This is a genomic window from Saccharopolyspora sp. NPDC050642, from assembly GCF_040654735.1.
Taxonomy (GTDB): Bacteria; Actinomycetota; Actinomycetes; order Mycobacteriales; family Pseudonocardiaceae; genus Saccharopolyspora; species Saccharopolyspora elongata.
The window spans coordinates 21,858-37,473 of the sequence record NZ_JBFAIN010000042.1 but is presented as its reverse complement, the minus strand read 5'-3'; the positions used below and the strand labels follow the sequence as shown (position 1 = coordinate 37,473).

The 15,616-nt window shown below is 70.2% G+C and carries 13 protein-coding genes; 7 read left to right on the top strand and 6 right to left on the bottom strand.

Going from position 1 to position 15,616, the window contains the following annotated elements:
- Positions 1-2: 2 nt before the first annotated feature.
- Both AB0H93_RS37430 and AB0H93_RS37425 read right to left on the bottom strand, forming a co-directional pair.
- Entirely contained in the window at positions 3-200 is a 198-nt protein-coding gene (locus AB0H93_RS37430; protein WP_358300477.1) for a DUF397 domain-containing protein, read from the bottom strand.
- Complete coding sequence (locus AB0H93_RS37425; RefSeq protein ID WP_358300480.1) at positions 163-1,038, bottom strand: helix-turn-helix transcriptional regulator; 876 nt, start codon at positions 1,036-1,038, stop codon at positions 163-165. The genes AB0H93_RS37430 and AB0H93_RS37425 overlap by 38 nt, the downstream gene beginning before the upstream one ends.
- Before the next feature lie 90 nt (positions 1,039-1,128).
- On the opposite strand from AB0H93_RS37425, the gene AB0H93_RS37420 reads away from it, so the two are divergent.
- Together AB0H93_RS37420 and AB0H93_RS37415 are read left to right on the top strand one after the other, a co-directional pair.
- Complete coding sequence (locus AB0H93_RS37420) at positions 1,129-1,392, top strand: zinc finger protein (protein WP_358580000.1); 264 nt, start codon at positions 1,129-1,131, stop codon at positions 1,390-1,392.
- Between the two features lies 1 nt (position 1,393).
- The gene (locus tag AB0H93_RS37415; RefSeq protein ID WP_358579998.1) at positions 1,394-1,678 is read left to right on the top strand and encodes a hypothetical protein; all 285 of its coding nucleotides are present in this window, start codon (positions 1,394-1,396) and stop codon (positions 1,676-1,678) included.
- Positions 1,679-1,888: 210 nt separating this feature from the next.
- Here the strand turns inward: AB0H93_RS37415 and AB0H93_RS37410 are convergent, their stop codons facing one another.
- The 3 genes from AB0H93_RS37410 to eccCa form a co-directional block, all read right to left on the bottom strand.
- A complete protein-coding gene (locus AB0H93_RS37410) occupies positions 1,889-4,096 on the bottom strand; it encodes a hypothetical protein (protein ID WP_358579996.1) in 2,208 nt (735 codons plus the stop codon).
- A 5-nt stretch (positions 4,097-4,101) separates the two neighbouring features.
- A complete protein-coding gene (locus AB0H93_RS37405) occupies positions 4,102-5,085 on the bottom strand; it encodes a hypothetical protein (RefSeq protein WP_358579994.1) in 984 nt (327 codons plus the stop codon).
- Positions 5,086-5,273: 188 nt separating this feature from the next.
- Positions 5,274-9,239, bottom strand: a complete 3,966-nt coding sequence (gene eccCa, locus AB0H93_RS37400) for a type VII secretion protein EccCa (RefSeq protein WP_358579991.1) — start codon at positions 9,237-9,239, stop codon at positions 5,274-5,276.
- Between the two features lie 258 nt (positions 9,240-9,497).
- Between eccCa and eccD the strand changes: the two genes are divergently transcribed.
- The 4 genes from eccD to AB0H93_RS37380 all read left to right on the top strand — a co-directional run bounded on the left by eccD (position 9,498) and on the right by AB0H93_RS37380 (position 13,275).
- Entirely contained in the window at positions 9,498-10,898 is a 1,401-nt protein-coding gene (eccD, locus tag AB0H93_RS37395) for a type VII secretion integral membrane protein EccD (protein WP_358579989.1), read from the top strand.
- 108 nt (positions 10,899-11,006) lie between these two features.
- Positions 11,007-12,437, top strand: a complete 1,431-nt coding sequence (gene eccB, locus AB0H93_RS37390) for a type VII secretion protein EccB (RefSeq protein ID WP_358579986.1) — start codon at positions 11,007-11,009, stop codon at positions 12,435-12,437.
- Between the two features lie 141 nt (positions 12,438-12,578).
- On the top strand, positions 12,579-12,917 hold the full coding sequence (locus AB0H93_RS37385; RefSeq protein ID WP_132494485.1) for a WXG100 family type VII secretion target: 339 nt from the start codon (positions 12,579-12,581) through the stop codon (positions 12,915-12,917).
- Positions 12,918-12,984: 67 nt separating this feature from the next.
- Entirely contained in the window at positions 12,985-13,275 is a 291-nt protein-coding gene (locus AB0H93_RS37380; RefSeq protein WP_093274562.1) for a WXG100 family type VII secretion target, read from the top strand.
- A 315-nt stretch (positions 13,276-13,590) separates the two neighbouring features.
- Here AB0H93_RS37380 and AB0H93_RS37375 read toward each other — a convergent pair whose 3' ends face one another.
- Positions 13,591-14,868 carry a S8 family serine peptidase gene (locus AB0H93_RS37375; protein ID WP_358579983.1) on the bottom strand — a complete coding sequence of 426 codons (1,278 nt, stop codon included), beginning with the start codon at positions 14,866-14,868 and terminating at the stop codon, positions 13,591-13,593.
- A gap of 85 nt (positions 14,869-14,953) precedes the next feature.
- On the opposite strand from AB0H93_RS37375, the gene AB0H93_RS37370 reads away from it, so the two are divergent.
- Positions 14,954-15,367 carry a YbaB/EbfC family nucleoid-associated protein gene (locus AB0H93_RS37370; RefSeq protein WP_358579981.1) on the top strand — a complete coding sequence of 138 codons (414 nt, stop codon included), beginning with the start codon at positions 14,954-14,956 and terminating at the stop codon, positions 15,365-15,367.
- Positions 15,368-15,616 lie beyond the last annotated feature (249 nt).

The window sequence follows — 15,616 nt, the reverse complement described above, 5'->3', positions numbered from 1 at the left end:
CCTCAGCGCTCGAACCGGCCGCCCTTGACGGCGCCGATGAACGCCGACCACTGCGTGCGGTCGGTGACGAAGTACCCGGCGGCGCGGTCCTTGCTGTCCCGGACAGCAGTGAGACCAGGAGCACTTCCCACTTCAACGCAGGTCTGTGTCGCCGTGCTGTAGCTACTCGTCCGCCACCTGCTGATCTCGTCGAGTCTCATCGGCCCTGCTCTCCCACTCGTCAGCACTTTGCGACAGCAGCTCGACGGACTCGTCGACACTGAGTGCTGTCGAGAGGACGTTATCCCGCAACGTCACGTATGCGGAAACGTCTTCGGGTTCGTCCAGGAAGCCGCTGGACCTGTGGTGCTCCAGGTGGACTATCGAGGGAGCCTTCGGGAACTCGAACAACGAGAACGAGCCGTCGATGCCGGGATGAACACCAAACGGCAACATGCGGATCTCGACGTTGGGAAGTGCGGCGGCCTTGATCAGTTGCTGCAACTGATCGGCCATGACTGTGCTGTCGCCAACCGGACGCAGCAACGCGCCCTGATCGATGATGGCCACGAACTGGACCGGGTTCCGCCGGGTAATGATGTCTTGCCTGCCTCGCCTGATGGCAACCCGGGCATCTACGTCGCTCTCGGACACCCCGCCACCGAGCATGAGCGCACGGGCGTAGTCGTGGGTTTGCAGCAAGCCGGGCACCAGCGTGATCGACAGTTCGGTGATGCGGTGGGCGTCGCGTTCAAAACCGAGCAATGCGGTCAGTTGCGTGGGCAGTCCGGTCGTCGAACCGGTTTCCCACCAGACGGGTTGATCCAGCTCGCGGGCCAGCGAGAGCAGCTTCTCGCGTTCGTCGCCGGTCACGCCGAGAACTGCGAGAACCGCTGAAACGTCTGTCTCGTTGACTCGCCGCATCCCGTTCTCGACGCGGCTCATGGTCGACTTCGACCAGCCCAGGCGCTTCCCGACCTCCTGAGCTTCAAGCCCCGTCTTCAGCCGGGCCGCGCGCAGCTCGGCGCCAAGACCACGCGCACGTGCACTTCTCGCCATGCGGCAAGCCTAGATCGAAGGTCAGCCCAGTTGTTTACACCCGATCGATGAATTGTCCAGTTGTCGCAACTGATCTAGTTTCTGAAATCAATGAAACTGACATGGAAGCGAGCAACTATGTATCCCTTCCACTGGGTTCCTGCTGCTGGGTTGCGGCATGCGAGTACCGATCGGCGGCCCGATGGGGCTTTGGCCTATCCGACCGGGACCTTCGTTTCGACGTTGTGCCGCCAGGCGTTGTTCGCCGACAACTCCGAGATCGCTTGGTTGTGGTCGACGTGCGGTGACTGCGATGCCGAGGCGCACCGAATAGTTCGACAGCTTCCCGACCCTGCTACCGGAAGGATCTGCTGACATGTTGGCCGTGCTCCCCGGGATTGCCGGGATCACCGGTGTTGTCGCGCTCTACCTGATCATCACCTGCTGGAAGTCCTACCGGCCGCAGCACGCCGGTGGCGGCGAAGGCGCTCTGACTGTTTGGCAGCTCATCGCACACGTCGAGGCCGAGCGGCGACAACGGGATCAGGGCGGTCGGCATCGGCTCCGCGAACCGCAGCCGCCGCCACCGTCCACATCGGATGACGAGACGCCGTCGCTGGAAGTTCAGCGCCGAATACTGGACGCCCTCCGGCGCCTCTGACGGCGCACAGACCCGGGCCCGGCCGCCGATGCCCCCGACCTGCGGCGGGCGGGTCCTGCGGGCCGGTCGGCGCGACCCCCTCCCCCCTCGCGTCGGCCGGCCACCCCGAATCGGGGCTTCGAGGGCATGGGTTTTGCCTGGTCAGGGTCCGTGAGTACTTTGTGTTTCTATAGCAGCACAAAGTACTCACGGGTCCTCAGCTCACCGGTGTCAGGCCTTGCCGTTGAGGGTCGGCTCCGGTTCCGGGCGGTAGCGGTACTCCGCTTCGCCGTTCACCACCGGGCCGCCCGGCGTTTCCACTTCCCAGGCGTCCTGGTCCGCAGGCGTTTCCGCGGGCCGGGTGCGCCGGGCCGCGCGGTCGGCGCCGATGTCCTCCGGCTCGTGCGCCGCGAGCACCGACGGCCGGTCGCGCAGCGCGGCGGGCACCTGGGCGCCCAGCTCCGCCTGCACGTCGACTTCCGGTGCGGTCCTGGCTTCCAGGACCGGCGCGGTGCTCAGCGGCAGGTCGACCGCGAACTCCGAAGTCGGTTGCGGCTTCAGCTTCTTCTCGCGTTCGCGCTTCCGCTGGGCTCGGCGTTCGGTGAAGGTCTTCAGCGGTCCGGTGCGGTGCGGGTTGCTCAGCACCGGCGGCGGAACGTCGCTCCTGCCGGAGTGGCGGTCCGGCGACTCCGCGCTGCTGCCCGGGCGTGTTTTCCGCTGCTCGCCGCCCAGCACCGAAGGCGCCGCGTTCGGCGGCGGGAGGAACGCTTCGGGAACCTCCGCCTGCGAACCCGTCGCCGGCCGGCCATCGGGCCGGGAGCCGGGCGAACCCGTCGCCGACCGGCCACCGGGCGAGCCCGGTGCGCCTGGTGGCGGCGCGGTCTGCCCCGCCGGCGGCCGGATGGTGCCCGCCTCCGGGTCGGAAGGCGTTGCCAGGCCAGGGTTTCCGATGCGCGGGCCGAGGATCTTGCCCTGCTGCTGCTTCGGCGGCTGCGCCCCCGAACCGCCCGGTGGCGGCGGAGTCATCGTTCCCGGCGGCGTGCCGGTGCCAGGCGCGTTGGGCGCGTTGATTCCCGGCGCGCCCGTGCCGTTGATCGTGCCGGGCGGCCTGCCGGGCGCGGCATCGCCCGGCGCAGTCATGCCCGGCGTGCCAGGAGCGCCGGGTGCGCCGGGCGCCGGGCTGCCGATCGGCGCACCGGGGGAGGGATGGCCGATGGCGGGCCCGGTGCCCGGCGCGGTCGGTGGGGCGAGCGCAGGCGGTGCGCTGCCTTCGGGTGCGCCGCCGGGAAGCGACGGCGGTGCTCCTGGTGCCGGGCCGCCCGGTGCTTTGCCGGGCGGCGTGACGCCGTCCGGCATTCCGGGGGCTCGGCCCGGCGGTGGTGCTCCGACCGGTGGCTGGCCGGGAGGTGCCGTGCCCGGCGGTGCCCCGGGGGCCCGGCCGGGCGGCGCTTGGCCTGGTCCGTTCGGTGGCGCTGTCCCCTGGGGCATTCCGGGGCCTTGGCCGGGTGGCGCCGATCCCTTCGGTGCGCCGGGCGGCGCTGCGGCGGGCGGCGGTGCGCCGACAGGCGCGTTAGGACCGTCGCCACCGGGCGGCGCTGCGCCGTTCGGTCCGCCGGGAGGCGCAAATCCGTTCTGTCCGCCGGGAGCTCCGTCGGGCGGCGCGATGCCGCCGGGGCCTCCGGGACCGCCCGGGGCCGCGGGGAGCTTCGGCGGCTTGAGGCCGAGCGCGCCCGGGTGCTGGATCGCGTTCAGCGGGTCGACCTTCATCGCCCGCCCGAGCGCCAGCTTGGTGATGTACGGGGCGTAGCTGTCGGCCGTCCGGCTGGCCAGCTCGCGGGCCTTCCGGTTGTACTTCTCGTGGGACTCCTCCTTCGCCTTGTCCCACGCACCGCTGCTGTAGCCCTCCACCGACACCTGCTGCTGGAAGCTGGTGTCGATGTCGCGGAGGTCCTGCTTGTACTCCGTCCACAGCGCGCGCATGTCCTCCTGCGCTTCGCGCATCGCCGCGGCGAGCCCGTGCAGGCCGCTCGCCGTGCGGCTCGCCGCGCTCTCCCAGACCTCCAGGTACGCCAGGGTTTCCCCGACCTTGCTCAGGAACGCGTCCTTGGCAGCAGGGGAATCCCACTCCGCCTTCAGCGATTCCGTCTGGCCGCGCAGCTGGCTCTGCACGTGCGACAGCATCGTCGCGACGTTGGCGAACTGGTCGCCGCGCTCGTCGGCCGTGCCGGGCTGCTCGCCCATGATCTGCCGGCGGATCATCGCGATGGTGGTGTCCCCGGCGCCCTTCGAATCCGGCCCCGGCGTGTAGTTCTTGCCGGTGTCGGTCTCGCCGCTGTAGTAGAGCTCGTCCGGGCCGATCGGCCCGGCGCCGCCGCCGTTGGAGTAGTTCTCCAGCGCGTCGTGGTTGTAGCCGTAGTAGTCGTCAGCGGGTCCGGCCATCCGAATCACATCCCCCCGGCCATCCGGCGGTTCTCCTTCATGGTGCGACGCGCCTCGTCGGCCCAGTCCTCGGGCGTGACCCGCTTGGGCTGCCGTCCGATGTAGCGCTCGTCGCTGCGCTTGCCGTCCTCTTCCTTGTAGTAGTGCCGGGATTCGGTGCCGTCCGAGTACTTCTTGGTGACCTTGTGCTCTTCGACGACGGTCTCGTCCTTGCCCGTCTGCTTGGTGCGGACGGTGGTGACCTCGTCCCGGCCGCCGGCGATCTTCCTGGACTCGACGGTGCGGTTGGTGGTGCTGACGACCTTGCCGTTCTCGCCGTAGGTCTTGGTGATCATCACGCCGCTCGGCTTGGACGTCGTGCTGTAGCTCTCGTTGCCGTCCTTGTCGTAGCCGGTCTCGGTGATGCCGCCCTCGGTCTGCACCACGCTGCGGGTCCGGCCGTCCTTGGACTCGTACATGTAGACGACGCCGCCGGAGAAGTGGTGCGTGCCGGTCAGCTTCTCGCCGTCGAGCTCGCCGATGCCCTTGGGCTGGTCGGGCATGTTGTCGGCGATCGTCTCCTTGAGGTACGGGGGAGCGCCGGGCGGGCGTTCCGCGCCGGGCTCGTTGAAGGCCCACTCGACGCCGGAGAGCCGCACGCCGTTGGCGGCGTCGGCGTCCTCGTACAGGTCGGCGCAGATGTGCGCCACCGACGAGATCGCCAGGTGGTTCTGCCGGATGTCCTGCAGGAACCGCATCATCTCCTGGGCGTTGCGGGCCATCAGCTGATCGGCCTGCTCGCCCTCCGGGAAACCGCCGGTGCTGATGGAGATGTCGTCGCCGACGCCGTTGATGTTCATGGCGCCGCCCATGGTGTCGGACTGCAGGTTCTTGCCGATGGTCGCGACGTTCGTGCCGTAACCGCGCAGCGAACTGGGATCGGCCTTGAGGTTTTCGCCGTTGGTGGGCCAGCTCGCCGCACCGCGGCCGTCCGGATCTGGAACCGCCATCTCGTCCCCTTCGTCGCGCGTGGGGCGGAGAACCCCGCTTCCTTCAACAAACCACCCGGTGTCAACCCCCTACGCTCAGTCGTGAGTGGTGATGGTCGCTGGAACGACCATTGCCACTCACGACTGGGGTGGTGTGGCTCGTGAGTGGTGATGGTCGTCAGAACAGCCATTGCCACTCACGAGGCCGCTCAGTGCTCTGGCGGGAGGTTGGCGAACTGGACGAGTTCGTTGCCACGGGCGCGGGTGACCAGCCAGCCGCGGCCAGGCGGCAGCGGTTCCGGCTTGAGCTTGCCGAACACCGGGCCTTCTTCCGGGTTGCCGGACAGCAGGATGCCCGGCGAGGCCAGGTCGCGGACCCGGGAGATCACCGGGTCGAACACCGCCCGCGCCACGCCGCCGACCCGGCGCGTCAGCACCAGGTGCAGGCCGATGTCGCGGCCCTGCGTCATGAAGTCCAGCAGCTTCGTGAACGGGTTGTCGTGCGGGTTCGGCGCCACCAGGTCGTAGTCGTCGATCAGCATGAACAGCTCCGGGCCCTGCCACCAGCTGCGGTTGCGCAGCTGCTCGGGCGTGATGTCCGGGCCCGGCAACCGCTTCTGCATCGCCTGGATGGTCAGCTGCACCATCTCCTTGGTCGCGTTCGACGCGCTGGCGTAGCCGACCAGGTATTCGTCCGGCACCACGCCGAGCAGGCTGCGGCGGAAGTCGACGACCGCGATCTGCGCCTGCTCGGGGCTGTAGCGGGTCATGATGCTGCGCGCCAGCGACCGCAGGAACGTGCTCTTGCCGGACTCCACGTCGCCGAAGAGCATCAGGTGCGGCTCCACCTCGAAGTTCAGGTGCACCGGCTGCAGATCTGCTTCGGAGATGCCGACCGCGATGCCGCGCGGCGAGGCGATCTCGGCCTCGGGCAGCGCCGCGTACGGCAGCTCGGCGGGCAGCAGTCGGACGCCGGACGCGCGGTCGCCGGGCCACGCCTCGTTGACCGAGTCGACGAAGTGCCGCACCCCGTCGGAGAGTTCTTCGGCGGTGGACCTGCCGTCGACCCGCGGCACCGCCGCCAGGAACTGCCCGGCGTCGGGCGCGAGCCCGCGGCCCGGCGACTGCTCGGGCACGCTCGCCGCTTCCCGCCTGCCGAGCATGGAGTCCACCGCGTCGCCCAGCTTCAGCTCGATGCGGCTGCCGAACACGTCGCGCATGTTCATCCGCAGGTCCATCCACCGGTTGCAGCTGCCGATGACGTGGATGCCGTACGCCAGGCCCCGGTTCACCAGCTGCGTGACGGCGGGCTCCAGCGACTCGAAGTCGCTGCGCAGCGTCATCCAGCCGTCCACGACGAGGAAGAGGTCGCCGAAGCGGTCCTCCGGGAACCGGCCCTCGCGCAGCAGCCGCCGGTAGGTGCCCATGCCGTCGATGCCGTGCTCGGCGAACCGCGCCTCGCGCTCGGCCAGCAGCGCGAGCGCCTCGGCGATGCTGCGGCGCACCTGGTTGGTCTCGCGCCGCGTCGCGACGCTGCCGATGTGCGCCAGGTCGCGCATGCCGGTGAGCCCGCCGCCGCCGAAGTCCAGGCAGATGAACTGCACCTCGTCCGGCGTGTGCGTGAGCGCGAGGCTGCCGATGATGCCGCGGATCACGGTGCTCTTGCCGCTGTGCGGGCCGCCGACGACCACCACGTTGCCGCCCGCGCCCGCGAGGTCCAGCCAGCACAGGTCGCGGCGCTGGTCGAAGGGCCGGTCGATGACGCCGGCCGCGGCGCGCAGCTTGCCCCGCAGCTCCTCCTTGCCGGTGGTCAGCCCGCGCTCGGGGTCGACGACCAGCGGTTCGAGCAGCTGGTCCAGGGTGGGCGGCTCGTCCAGCGGCGGCAGCCACACCTGGTGCGCCGCCTTGCCCTGCCCCTCCAGCCGGTCCACCAGCACGTCGAGCAGGGTGTCGCCGACCTGCTCGGTCTCGGTGGTCTCCGCGGGCAGCTCCTCGGTGACCCGGGGGCGCAGGTAGCGGGTGGAGTAGTCCTGCACCGGGTCGATCTGCCGGCCCTCGTCGTCGGTGCGCTTGACCACGCCGCGCTGGTGCAGGCCGGAGACGTAGGCGGCCTTGAACCGCAGCAGTTCTTCGGTGCCGGAGCGCAGGAAACCGTTGCCGGGCGAGCGCGGCAGCTCGTAGGCATCGGGCGCGCCGAGCACGACGCGGCTCTCCATCGCCGAGAACGTGCGCAGGCCGATCCGGTAGGACAGGTGCGAGTCCAGGCCGCGCAGCTTGCCCTCCTCCAGGCGCTGCGAGGCCAGCAGCAGGTGCACGGCCAGCGAGCGGCCGACGCGTCCGATCTGGACGAACATGTCGATGAAGTCCGGCCGGGCGGTGAGCAGTTCGGAGAACTCGTCGACGATGACCAGCAGCGACGGCAGCGGTTCCAGCGGCGCCCCGGCGGTGCGGGCGCGCTCGTAGTCGCGCTGGGAGGCGTAGTCGCCCGCCTTGCGCAGCAGCTCCTGACGCCGCATCAGCTCGCCCTGGATCGCGTCCAGCATCCGGTCCACGAGGTGCAGCTCGTCGGCGAGGTTGGTGATCACCGCGCTGGTGTGCGGCAGCCGGTCGAGCTTGGTGAACGTCGCGCCGCCCTTGAAGTCGACGAGCACGAAGTTGAGGACTTCCGAGTCGTGGGTGACCGCGAGCGCCAGCACCAGGGTGCGCAGCAGCTCCGACTTGCCGGAACCGGTGGCGCCCACCAGCAGGCCGTGCGGGCCCATGCCGTCCTGGGCGGATTCCTTGAGGTCCAGCTCCATCGGGCGGCCGTCGGCGGTGATGCCGATCGGCACCCGCAGCTTGTCCCGGTTGGAGCGGGCCGTCCAGTTCTTCACCGGCTCGAACTCGAACGGGTCGCCGAGGCCCAGCAGGTCGGTGAGCTCCAGCGAGCCGGACAGCGGCTGGTCGCCGGTGGACAGCGCGGAAAGCCGCATCGGGGCGAGGGATCGCACCAGGCCCTGCATGCCGTCGAGGTCGAACGCGTCGGCGCGGCCGACGGACCCGGTGCCGTCCATGGTGCGGCTGGTGAGGCTGCCGTCCGCGGCGATGTCGAGGACCAGCGTGGTCGCGTCCAGCACCCGCGGCGGGTCGGTGGCCAGGTTGATCAGCGTGACGCCCTCGACGCCGCCCTCGATCATCAGGTGCTCGGAGCCGGAGGTGTCGCCGCCGTCGAGGAAGACCACCAGGTGCGCGGCGCCTTCGATCGGCATCGAACCCGGGTTGAACCGGGGCCGGTTGGCGAGCACGTCGTCGAGCATCGCCTCCAGCGCGGTGACGCTCGGCGCCACCAGCCGGATCTGGCCGACCGCGTCGGTCTTGGTCGGGTGCAGCGCGTGCGGCAGCCACTTCGCCCAGTCCCACGCGTCGCGCTCGGCGGGGTGGATGCAGAACGCGGTGAGCACGTTGCTGGGCGCGTGGAAGGTGCCCAGCTGCGCGACCACCGCGCGGGCGAACGCCCGCTTGGCCTCGCGGTCGCCGGTCACGTAGATCTGGGAGAAACCGCGCAGCGCCACCGCGACCGGCAGGTCGGGCACTGTCGAGTAGGTCGTGACGAACTTCCGCAGCGCCATCGCGCACAGCGGTTCGAGCTCGTCGACCGGGCGGGTTTCCGGCGGCACCAGGCGGGTCGCCAGCTCCTGCGGGCCGAGCCCCATCCGGACGACGGTGTAGTCCCAGTCGTTGGGGCGGCGCTCCCACAATCGCGCGCTGTGCGCGGTGGACCACAGCTGGTCGGGGTTCGGGTGCCGGTAGAACATCGCGTGCCGCTGGCGTTCCACGGTGTCGCGCACCTGCGCCCGCAGTTGGCTCAGCCGCCGCATGTACCGGCGGCGCTCGGCGATCATCTCCTGCTTGCTGGCGCCCTGGCCGACCTGGCTCATCACCTGGAAGCCGATCATGCCGAGCATCGCGGCGCCGTAGAGCCCGCCCGCGACGTACATCAGCGGGCCCGAGCGCCCGGCGCCGATCAGCAGCGCCATGCCCGCCATGCCCGCCATCATCGGCAGCACCATCAGCACCCGCGTCCAGTTCCGGCCGGGCGGCGGCGGGTTCTCCGGCGGCGGGTCGAGCACCAGCTCGCCGGAGGGCAGGTCCGGGGCGGGACGCCGCAACGGCCGCCGGACGATGATCGTTCCCAAAACCGAGACCTCCAGATCGCCTGCGGCCCGGGCGCGATCTCGCCATCCCGCTGCCGCGATCCGAATTGCTACGCTGCTGGCGAAGTTCCGCTGGGTCGCCTCGCCGACGGCGGCCCGAGTGCGGTGCGTTTGGACCTACATTAGACGGAGATCCCGGACCGCCGTGGCGTCCGAGGTTACGTTATCGACACCGCCGAGCAGATCATCGATGAGAGACTCCTAGCGAATTCGAGTTCACGCCTCTCCCGGAGGAGCGCCATGTCGTCCACATTGGGCATCACTCTGGCGAAAGTCACGATATCCACGCCGAAGCGCGGAATCGACGTCGCGTTGCCCGAGGATGTCGCAGTCGCCGAGCTGCTGCCCTACATCCTGCGCCACGCCGGGGACGACGCGGCGGATGCCGGTGAACGGCACGGCGGTTGGGCGTTGCGCCGCCCCACCGGGGAACGGCTCGACCCGCGGCAAACCCTGGGTGCACAGGAAATTCGCGACGGCGAAGTGCTCCATTTGGTTCCGGGTCAGTCCGAATGGCCGGAAATCGAATACGACGATCTGGTGGAAACAATTGCCAGCGGCGCTAGGCGGAATGGACGAAGCTGGGGCCGGGTCGCGACCCGGCGCTGCGGTTTGGTCGTCGCCGCTGCGCTGCTGCTCGGCGGCAACCTGATCACGTTGCTGTTCCAGGGACCTTGGCTGGCTCCGGGGCTGGTCATGCTGGCCGCCGCGGTGGTCCTGACGGCGCTCGGCATCGTCGTCGCACGCGCGGTGCCGGACGCCCGCGCGGGTGCCTTGTTCGCCGGAGGTGGCTTGCCATATGCCTTTTTGGGCGGTTTGCTGATCACGGCGCCCGCGCACGTCGGGCTGTTGCAGTTCGGCAGCGCGCAGTTGCTGGTCGGCACGGTGTCGCTGCTGGTGTTCGGCATCTCCGGCTACGTCGGCGTCGCGGCCGAAGCCCGCGCGTTCGTGGCCGCGATCGCGATCGGGCTGCTCGGCACGCTGGGCGCGGCGCTCGGCGGCTGGCTCGGCGCGGACGCGGCGGCGGCAGTGGTGCTGACCGCGGGAATCGCTTTGCTGCCGGGATATCCGCTGCTGGCGATCCGGCTCGGACGACTGCCGGTGCCGGAACTCCCGCAGCGCGCGGCCGACATGCTCGCCGACAAGCCGGCGGCACCGACGTCGACGGTCTTCGCCGCGGCGCGCCGCACCGACGAGATCCTCACCGGCCTCCTGCTGGGCCTGGCCGTCGCGGCGGCGTTCTGCGTTCCGCCGCTGCTCGCGCACGGCGGTGCTGCGCGCCTGACCATGCTCGCGCTGGCCGCCGCCGCGCTGCTGCTGCGGTCGCGGCTGTTCCCGATCCCGCGGCAGCGAATCCCGCTGCTGGTGGCCGGATTGGCGGTGGCGGCCGGGTTCGCCGGCAGCCTGATCACGGGCTTCGGAAGCACCCTCGGCCTCGCGCTTTCCCTGCTGGGGCTGGTGATCGTCGCGCTGCTGGTCGCGGCGGCGGGCGTGGTGTACGCGCGGCGGACCCCGTCGCCGCACCTCGGCCGGATCGCCGACTGGACGGACGTCCTGGCGGTCCTGGCGCTGATCCCGTACGCGGCTTACATCACCGGCTTCTTCACCTACGTCCAAAGCCTCATGGCTTCCATCGGTTGAGGTGGGGAAGCCGTGGTGGTTCCAGGAGTTTCGCGGTGTTTCCGCCGGTCTCTGACCTGCCGGAACGTCGCCTCAGACGTGCTCGAACTCGGGAGACGGGGCTGAACCGTGGCTAATCGTCGAGACCAGCTGCAGGCGTACCAGTTCATGATGCAGCGGGTCGTGTCCGCGCTGGTGGTGCGCGAGACCGATCCCGAGCTGACGCCGCTGCGCCGCGGCGTCGGCGCCGCGTTCGCGGGCGTGATGATCGCGGTGCTGGTCGCGGCCGGTTTCGGCGTCTACGGCGTGTTCACCGGCGTCGGCGGCAACGCCTGGCAGGCCGAGGGATCGGTGGTCGTCGAGCGCGAGACCGGCGCGAGCTACGTCTACCGGCAGGGCGCCCTGCAGCCCACCCTGAACTTCACCTCGGCCAAGCTGCTGGCCGGGAAGAAGGACGCCAAGGTGCACCGGGTGTCGGGCAAGAGCCTGACCGGCGTGCCGCGGCGCGCGGTGGTCGGCATCCCGGGCGCGCCGGACTCCCTGCCGGAAGCCCAGTTCGCGCTCAAGGACGGGTGGACGATGTGCTCGGTCCCGGGGCGCAACGCCGCCGGCGGGCCGATCACCACCAGCACCCTGTTCGTCGGCGGCTCCCTCGCGGGCGGGCTGCCGCTGGAGCAGCGGGCGGTGCTGGCCCGGGACGCCAAGGACCACATGAACTACCTGATCTGGCGCAACCACCGGTACCGGATCGTCGGCAACCCCGATGACACGGTCAAGCCGGAGCAGGTCATCCGCGCCATCTTCGGGCCGCAGGCCGTGGTGCTGGACGCCGGAACGGCCTGGCTGAACGGGCTTCCGGCCGGGCAGGACATCGCCCCGATCACCATCGACGAATTCGGCGCACCGTCCACAGTGCTCAGCGGCCACCGGATCGGCGACCTGGTGCACCACCCCATCGGCGACCGGGAGCAGTACTACCTGGTGCGTTCGGACGGGCTGGCCCCGCTGACCGAGCTGCAGGTGCGCATCGTGCGCGGCCAGTACCCGGTGGAGCCGGTGGCGATCGCGCCGTCGGTGGCGAACTCGGCGCCGGTCACCACCGCGCTGTCCGCGCCCAGCGGGGAATCGGCGAAGCCCGCTGACGTGCCGGAACTCGCCCCGGTGCCGGCCGAACGCCGGGCCACGCTGTGCGCGCGAACGCTGGATGCCGCCACCGCACCGGAGATCACGCTGGGCGGCGACGCGGGCGTGCTCGATGCGGGCATCGCGACCAGCGCGGAGACGTCGGAGGGCACCAAGCTCGCGGACCGGGTGCTGGTCCCCGCCGGTGGCGTGGTGGTCGTCCGGGCCAAGGCGTCGGCGACGGATCCGGCCGGGTCGTACCACATCGTCACCGACCTGGGCCTGCGCTTCCCGGTGCCGTCCGAGGCGGTGCTGGACGTGCTCGGCTTCAGCCCGGCCGACGCCGTGTCGATGCCCGCCGAGCTCGTGCAGCGGATCCCGGCCGGCCCGACGCTGGACCCGGCGGCGGCGCTGCAGACCGCGTCGGCGCTCCCGTAGTTCTCCCGCAGGCAGCCCCGCATTCGCGGGTGTGACCTGCGAAATCGCCTTGGCGGCCGCGATTTCCGGCTATCCGGGATCTGGCAGCGCACCGGAATAGCCTGTGGGCAAACCACTGCCCACCTGGAGAGGTGACCGGAGTTGCCCGATCTCAAGCTAACACCGGAACAGACGACGCAGCTGCAGACCGCGATCGGCGACACGTACGACAACGCGAGCAGCCTGATCAGGCAGATCAGCGGGGACTACATGTCCATCGCCGGCGCCGCGTGGATGGGTGGCGCATCGACGGCCGCCGTCTCCAAGCAGCAGGAATTCGAGCAGATCTGGAAGAACCTGTCGCAGATCCTCGTCGACCTCGCCCAGGGCGTGGCCGGTACCACCCAGATGGTCGGCCAGCAGGACGAGGACTACCAGCAACTGCTCAACGCAGTCGACGGGACCGGAGACACCGGAATGGGCAACTTTTCCCGCCTGTGACCGGAAATCGTCCGGCAGCGCAAGGCCAGTGCGGTTCAGAACTTCTGCCTGAGGGAAGGGCGACACGATGACGATCAAGTACGGTTTCGGCTCGATCAGCGACACCGGTGGCAACACGGTCACCGCAGCGGGCCAGATGAAGAGCCTGTTCGACGACCTGAAGACCAAGGCGAAGGCGATCCTCGCCGAGGACTGGAACGGTGCGGCGGCGGACGCCTTCGACCAGGCGGAGGCCAAGTGGGACGTCCAGGCCAACGCGCTCGGCGACGCCCAGGTGCGAACGGGCCAGCTGACCACGCAGGCCAGCGACGACATGCTCGCGACGGACATCCGCGCCTCCAACCTCTTCAACGCCTGACCCGCCGCTTCGCGGGCGGATGCGGTGGTGCGGTGGGCGGTTCCGGCCGGAGCCGCCCACAATCCGCGCTGACACCGAGCTCATGACTACCAGTGGGCCGCAGCCAAAACGATCGCCACGCACAAGACGTCGTGAGTGCTTGTGGTCGTGATAGCGACTATTGCCGCTCACGAGCGGGTGTTGTGGTGTCGTGAGTGGTTGTGGTCGCTATGGCGACTATTGCCGCTCACGAGCGGGTTCGGGTGTACGGGCGTCGGGTTGGGCGTGCGTTGGGATTGGGTTTTCAGCGGTGACTTGGAGGGACCGGACTTGGGGTCAGACGCCGGTTTTCGGCCGGTCGTCGAAGAGGTCGGCCGGGGGCTCCGGGAGCTCGTCCTCGGGGCGGTCGACCGGGGCTTCGGCGACGCCGGACCGCCAGCGGCGGCGCCGGCCGCGCGGCCCGAACACCACCACGGCGGTCATCACCACCGCCGCCGACACACCCACCGCGACCAGGCCGTAGGCGAGGGAATCGCTTTGCTGCCAAGCCGCTTCCCGGGCCAGCTCCTCGGCGGTCGGGACACCGGGATCGGCCGGTGCCAGCGTGGTCGGGTGGCCGTCGACCAGGTTCGCCACCGCCGCCTGGTACGGGTTGATGAGCCCGTGGCCGTAGTTCCTGCTGCCGACGCCCTCCGGCGCCGGCGACGCGGTCGCCAGCAGCCGCTGGACGACCTCCTCATTGGACAGTTGTGGTCGGTAGTCCCGCAGCAGCGCGACGGTTCCGGCGACGTAACCCGCGGCGAGTTCGGTGCCGCTCGCCGGGCCGACCCCGCCGCCCGGGTAGGCGGCCGTGACCTCGGCGCCCGGGGCGACCAGGTCGACGCGCGGCGCGTGCGTGTCAGCCGCCACCATGCCGTCCTCCCCGATCATCCCGACCGAGAGAACTCCCTCGTACGAGGCGGGATACGGGGCGATGCCGGGCGGATCGTTCTGCTCGGCGCGACCGGCCGCGGCGATCACCACGACGTCGGCGTCCAGGGCCCGCTTCGTCGCCTGCCGCAGCGCCGGGCTGTCCTGATAGGACACCGCGGCCACGGTGACGATGGTCGCGCTCTGGTCCAGGGACCAGTTGATCCCGGCAGCCAGCGTGTCCGGCGCCACGGAATCGTTCGGCTGCGTGCCCTGCGGGAACGAATCGCCCACCACCTTCGCGGACAGCAGCTTCGTTTTCGGTGCCACGCCGTGGAATCCGTGCTCGCTGGTCTCCTTCGCGCCGATGACGCCGGCGACGGCGGTGCCCAGGCCGAGGCAGTCCGGCTTGCCGCTGGCCCCGGTCCGCGACGGCGGGCTGAGGTCGACGCTCGCCGCGATCGCGCCGTCCAGCAACGGACTCGACACGCCGGTGCCGACGACGGCCACCCGCTGCTTGGAGCCGGACGTCAGCGGCCAAAGCCGTTCCGGGGTGAGGACCTGCTGGGCCCACGGCACCGGGCTGTTCGGCTGACCGGCGCCGACGCACTGCTGCGCTTGGGCGGCGGACGGGTCGATCAGCAGGATGCCGAGACTGCCGACGGCAGCGGCGAGCAGCGTTCGCAAGCAGCGTTTCGCGTACACGCCGGGGATGTTAGCCGGTGTACCGCGCGAGTTGTCCACGTTTTCGGTGCGATGAATTCGGGGTGCTGCCGTGGAATTTGAGCCCATGTCGGTGAATCCGGTCTACCGGGACCTGCTGGAACAGCTGCAGCAGACGGCCCGCCGGATCCCGGAAACCCAGCGGAGGATGATGAACCAGCTCGGCGTGGCGTGGTCGCCGGACCGCATGGTGAAGGTGGTGGTCGGCCCGCGCGGTCAACTCGTCGACCTGGTGATCGATCCGCGCGTCTTCCGGCAGCCCAACGCCGCCGCGCTGACCGCGATGATCCTGCAGGCCAGCCGGGACGCGGTCGCCCAGGTCACCGAGCGGGTGCAGGAGATCATGGCCGAGCAGATGCCGCCCGAGCTGGCCGAGATCCGCGCCGAGCAGTCGCGCGAGGACCTCGGTTTCGACGACCACTTCGCAGACCTGATGCGCAGCGACGCCGAGCGCTACGCGGAGCGGGAGGAGAAGTCATGAGCACCCCAGGGGACCATGACGCAAACCAGCCACGAGAAACCGCGCGACGGGGGTTTGACCCGGGACGTAACCACAACTGTGAATCGCGGAGAGGCGGGCCCTGTGTCAGCCCCGGTTCTGCTCAACCGCACCTCAGGGGACCGTGACGCAACCCAGCCACGAGAAACCGCGCGACGGGGGTTTGACCCGGGACGTAACCACAACTGTGAATCGCGGAGAGGCGGGCCCTGTGTCAGCCCCGGTTCTGCT

Coding starts and splice junctions, on each gene's coding strand:
- AB0H93_RS37380 (WP_093274562.1), top strand. CDS start 12,985: ATGACGATCAAGTACGGTTTCGGCTCGATCAGCGACACCGGTGGCAAC.
- AB0H93_RS37425 (WP_358300480.1), bottom strand. CDS start 1,038: ATGGCGAGAAGTGCACGTGCGCGTGGTCTTGGCGCCGAGCTGCGCGCG.
- eccD (WP_358579989.1), top strand. CDS start 9,498: ATGTCGTCCACATTGGGCATCACTCTGGCGAAAGTCACGATATCCACG.
- AB0H93_RS37410 (WP_358579996.1), bottom strand. CDS start 4,096: ATGGCCGGACCCGCTGACGACTACTACGGCTACAACCACGACGCGCTG.
- AB0H93_RS37430 (WP_358300477.1), bottom strand. CDS start 200: ATGAGACTCGACGAGATCAGCAGGTGGCGGACGAGTAGCTACAGCACG.
- AB0H93_RS37370 (WP_358579981.1), top strand. CDS start 14,954: ATGTCGGTGAATCCGGTCTACCGGGACCTGCTGGAACAGCTGCAGCAG.
- AB0H93_RS37415 (WP_358579998.1), top strand. CDS start 1,394: ATGTTGGCCGTGCTCCCCGGGATTGCCGGGATCACCGGTGTTGTCGCG.
- AB0H93_RS37420 (WP_358580000.1), top strand. CDS start 1,129: ATGAAACTGACATGGAAGCGAGCAACTATGTATCCCTTCCACTGGGTT.
- AB0H93_RS37405 (WP_358579994.1), bottom strand. CDS start 5,085: ATGGCGGTTCCAGATCCGGACGGCCGCGGTGCGGCGAGCTGGCCCACC.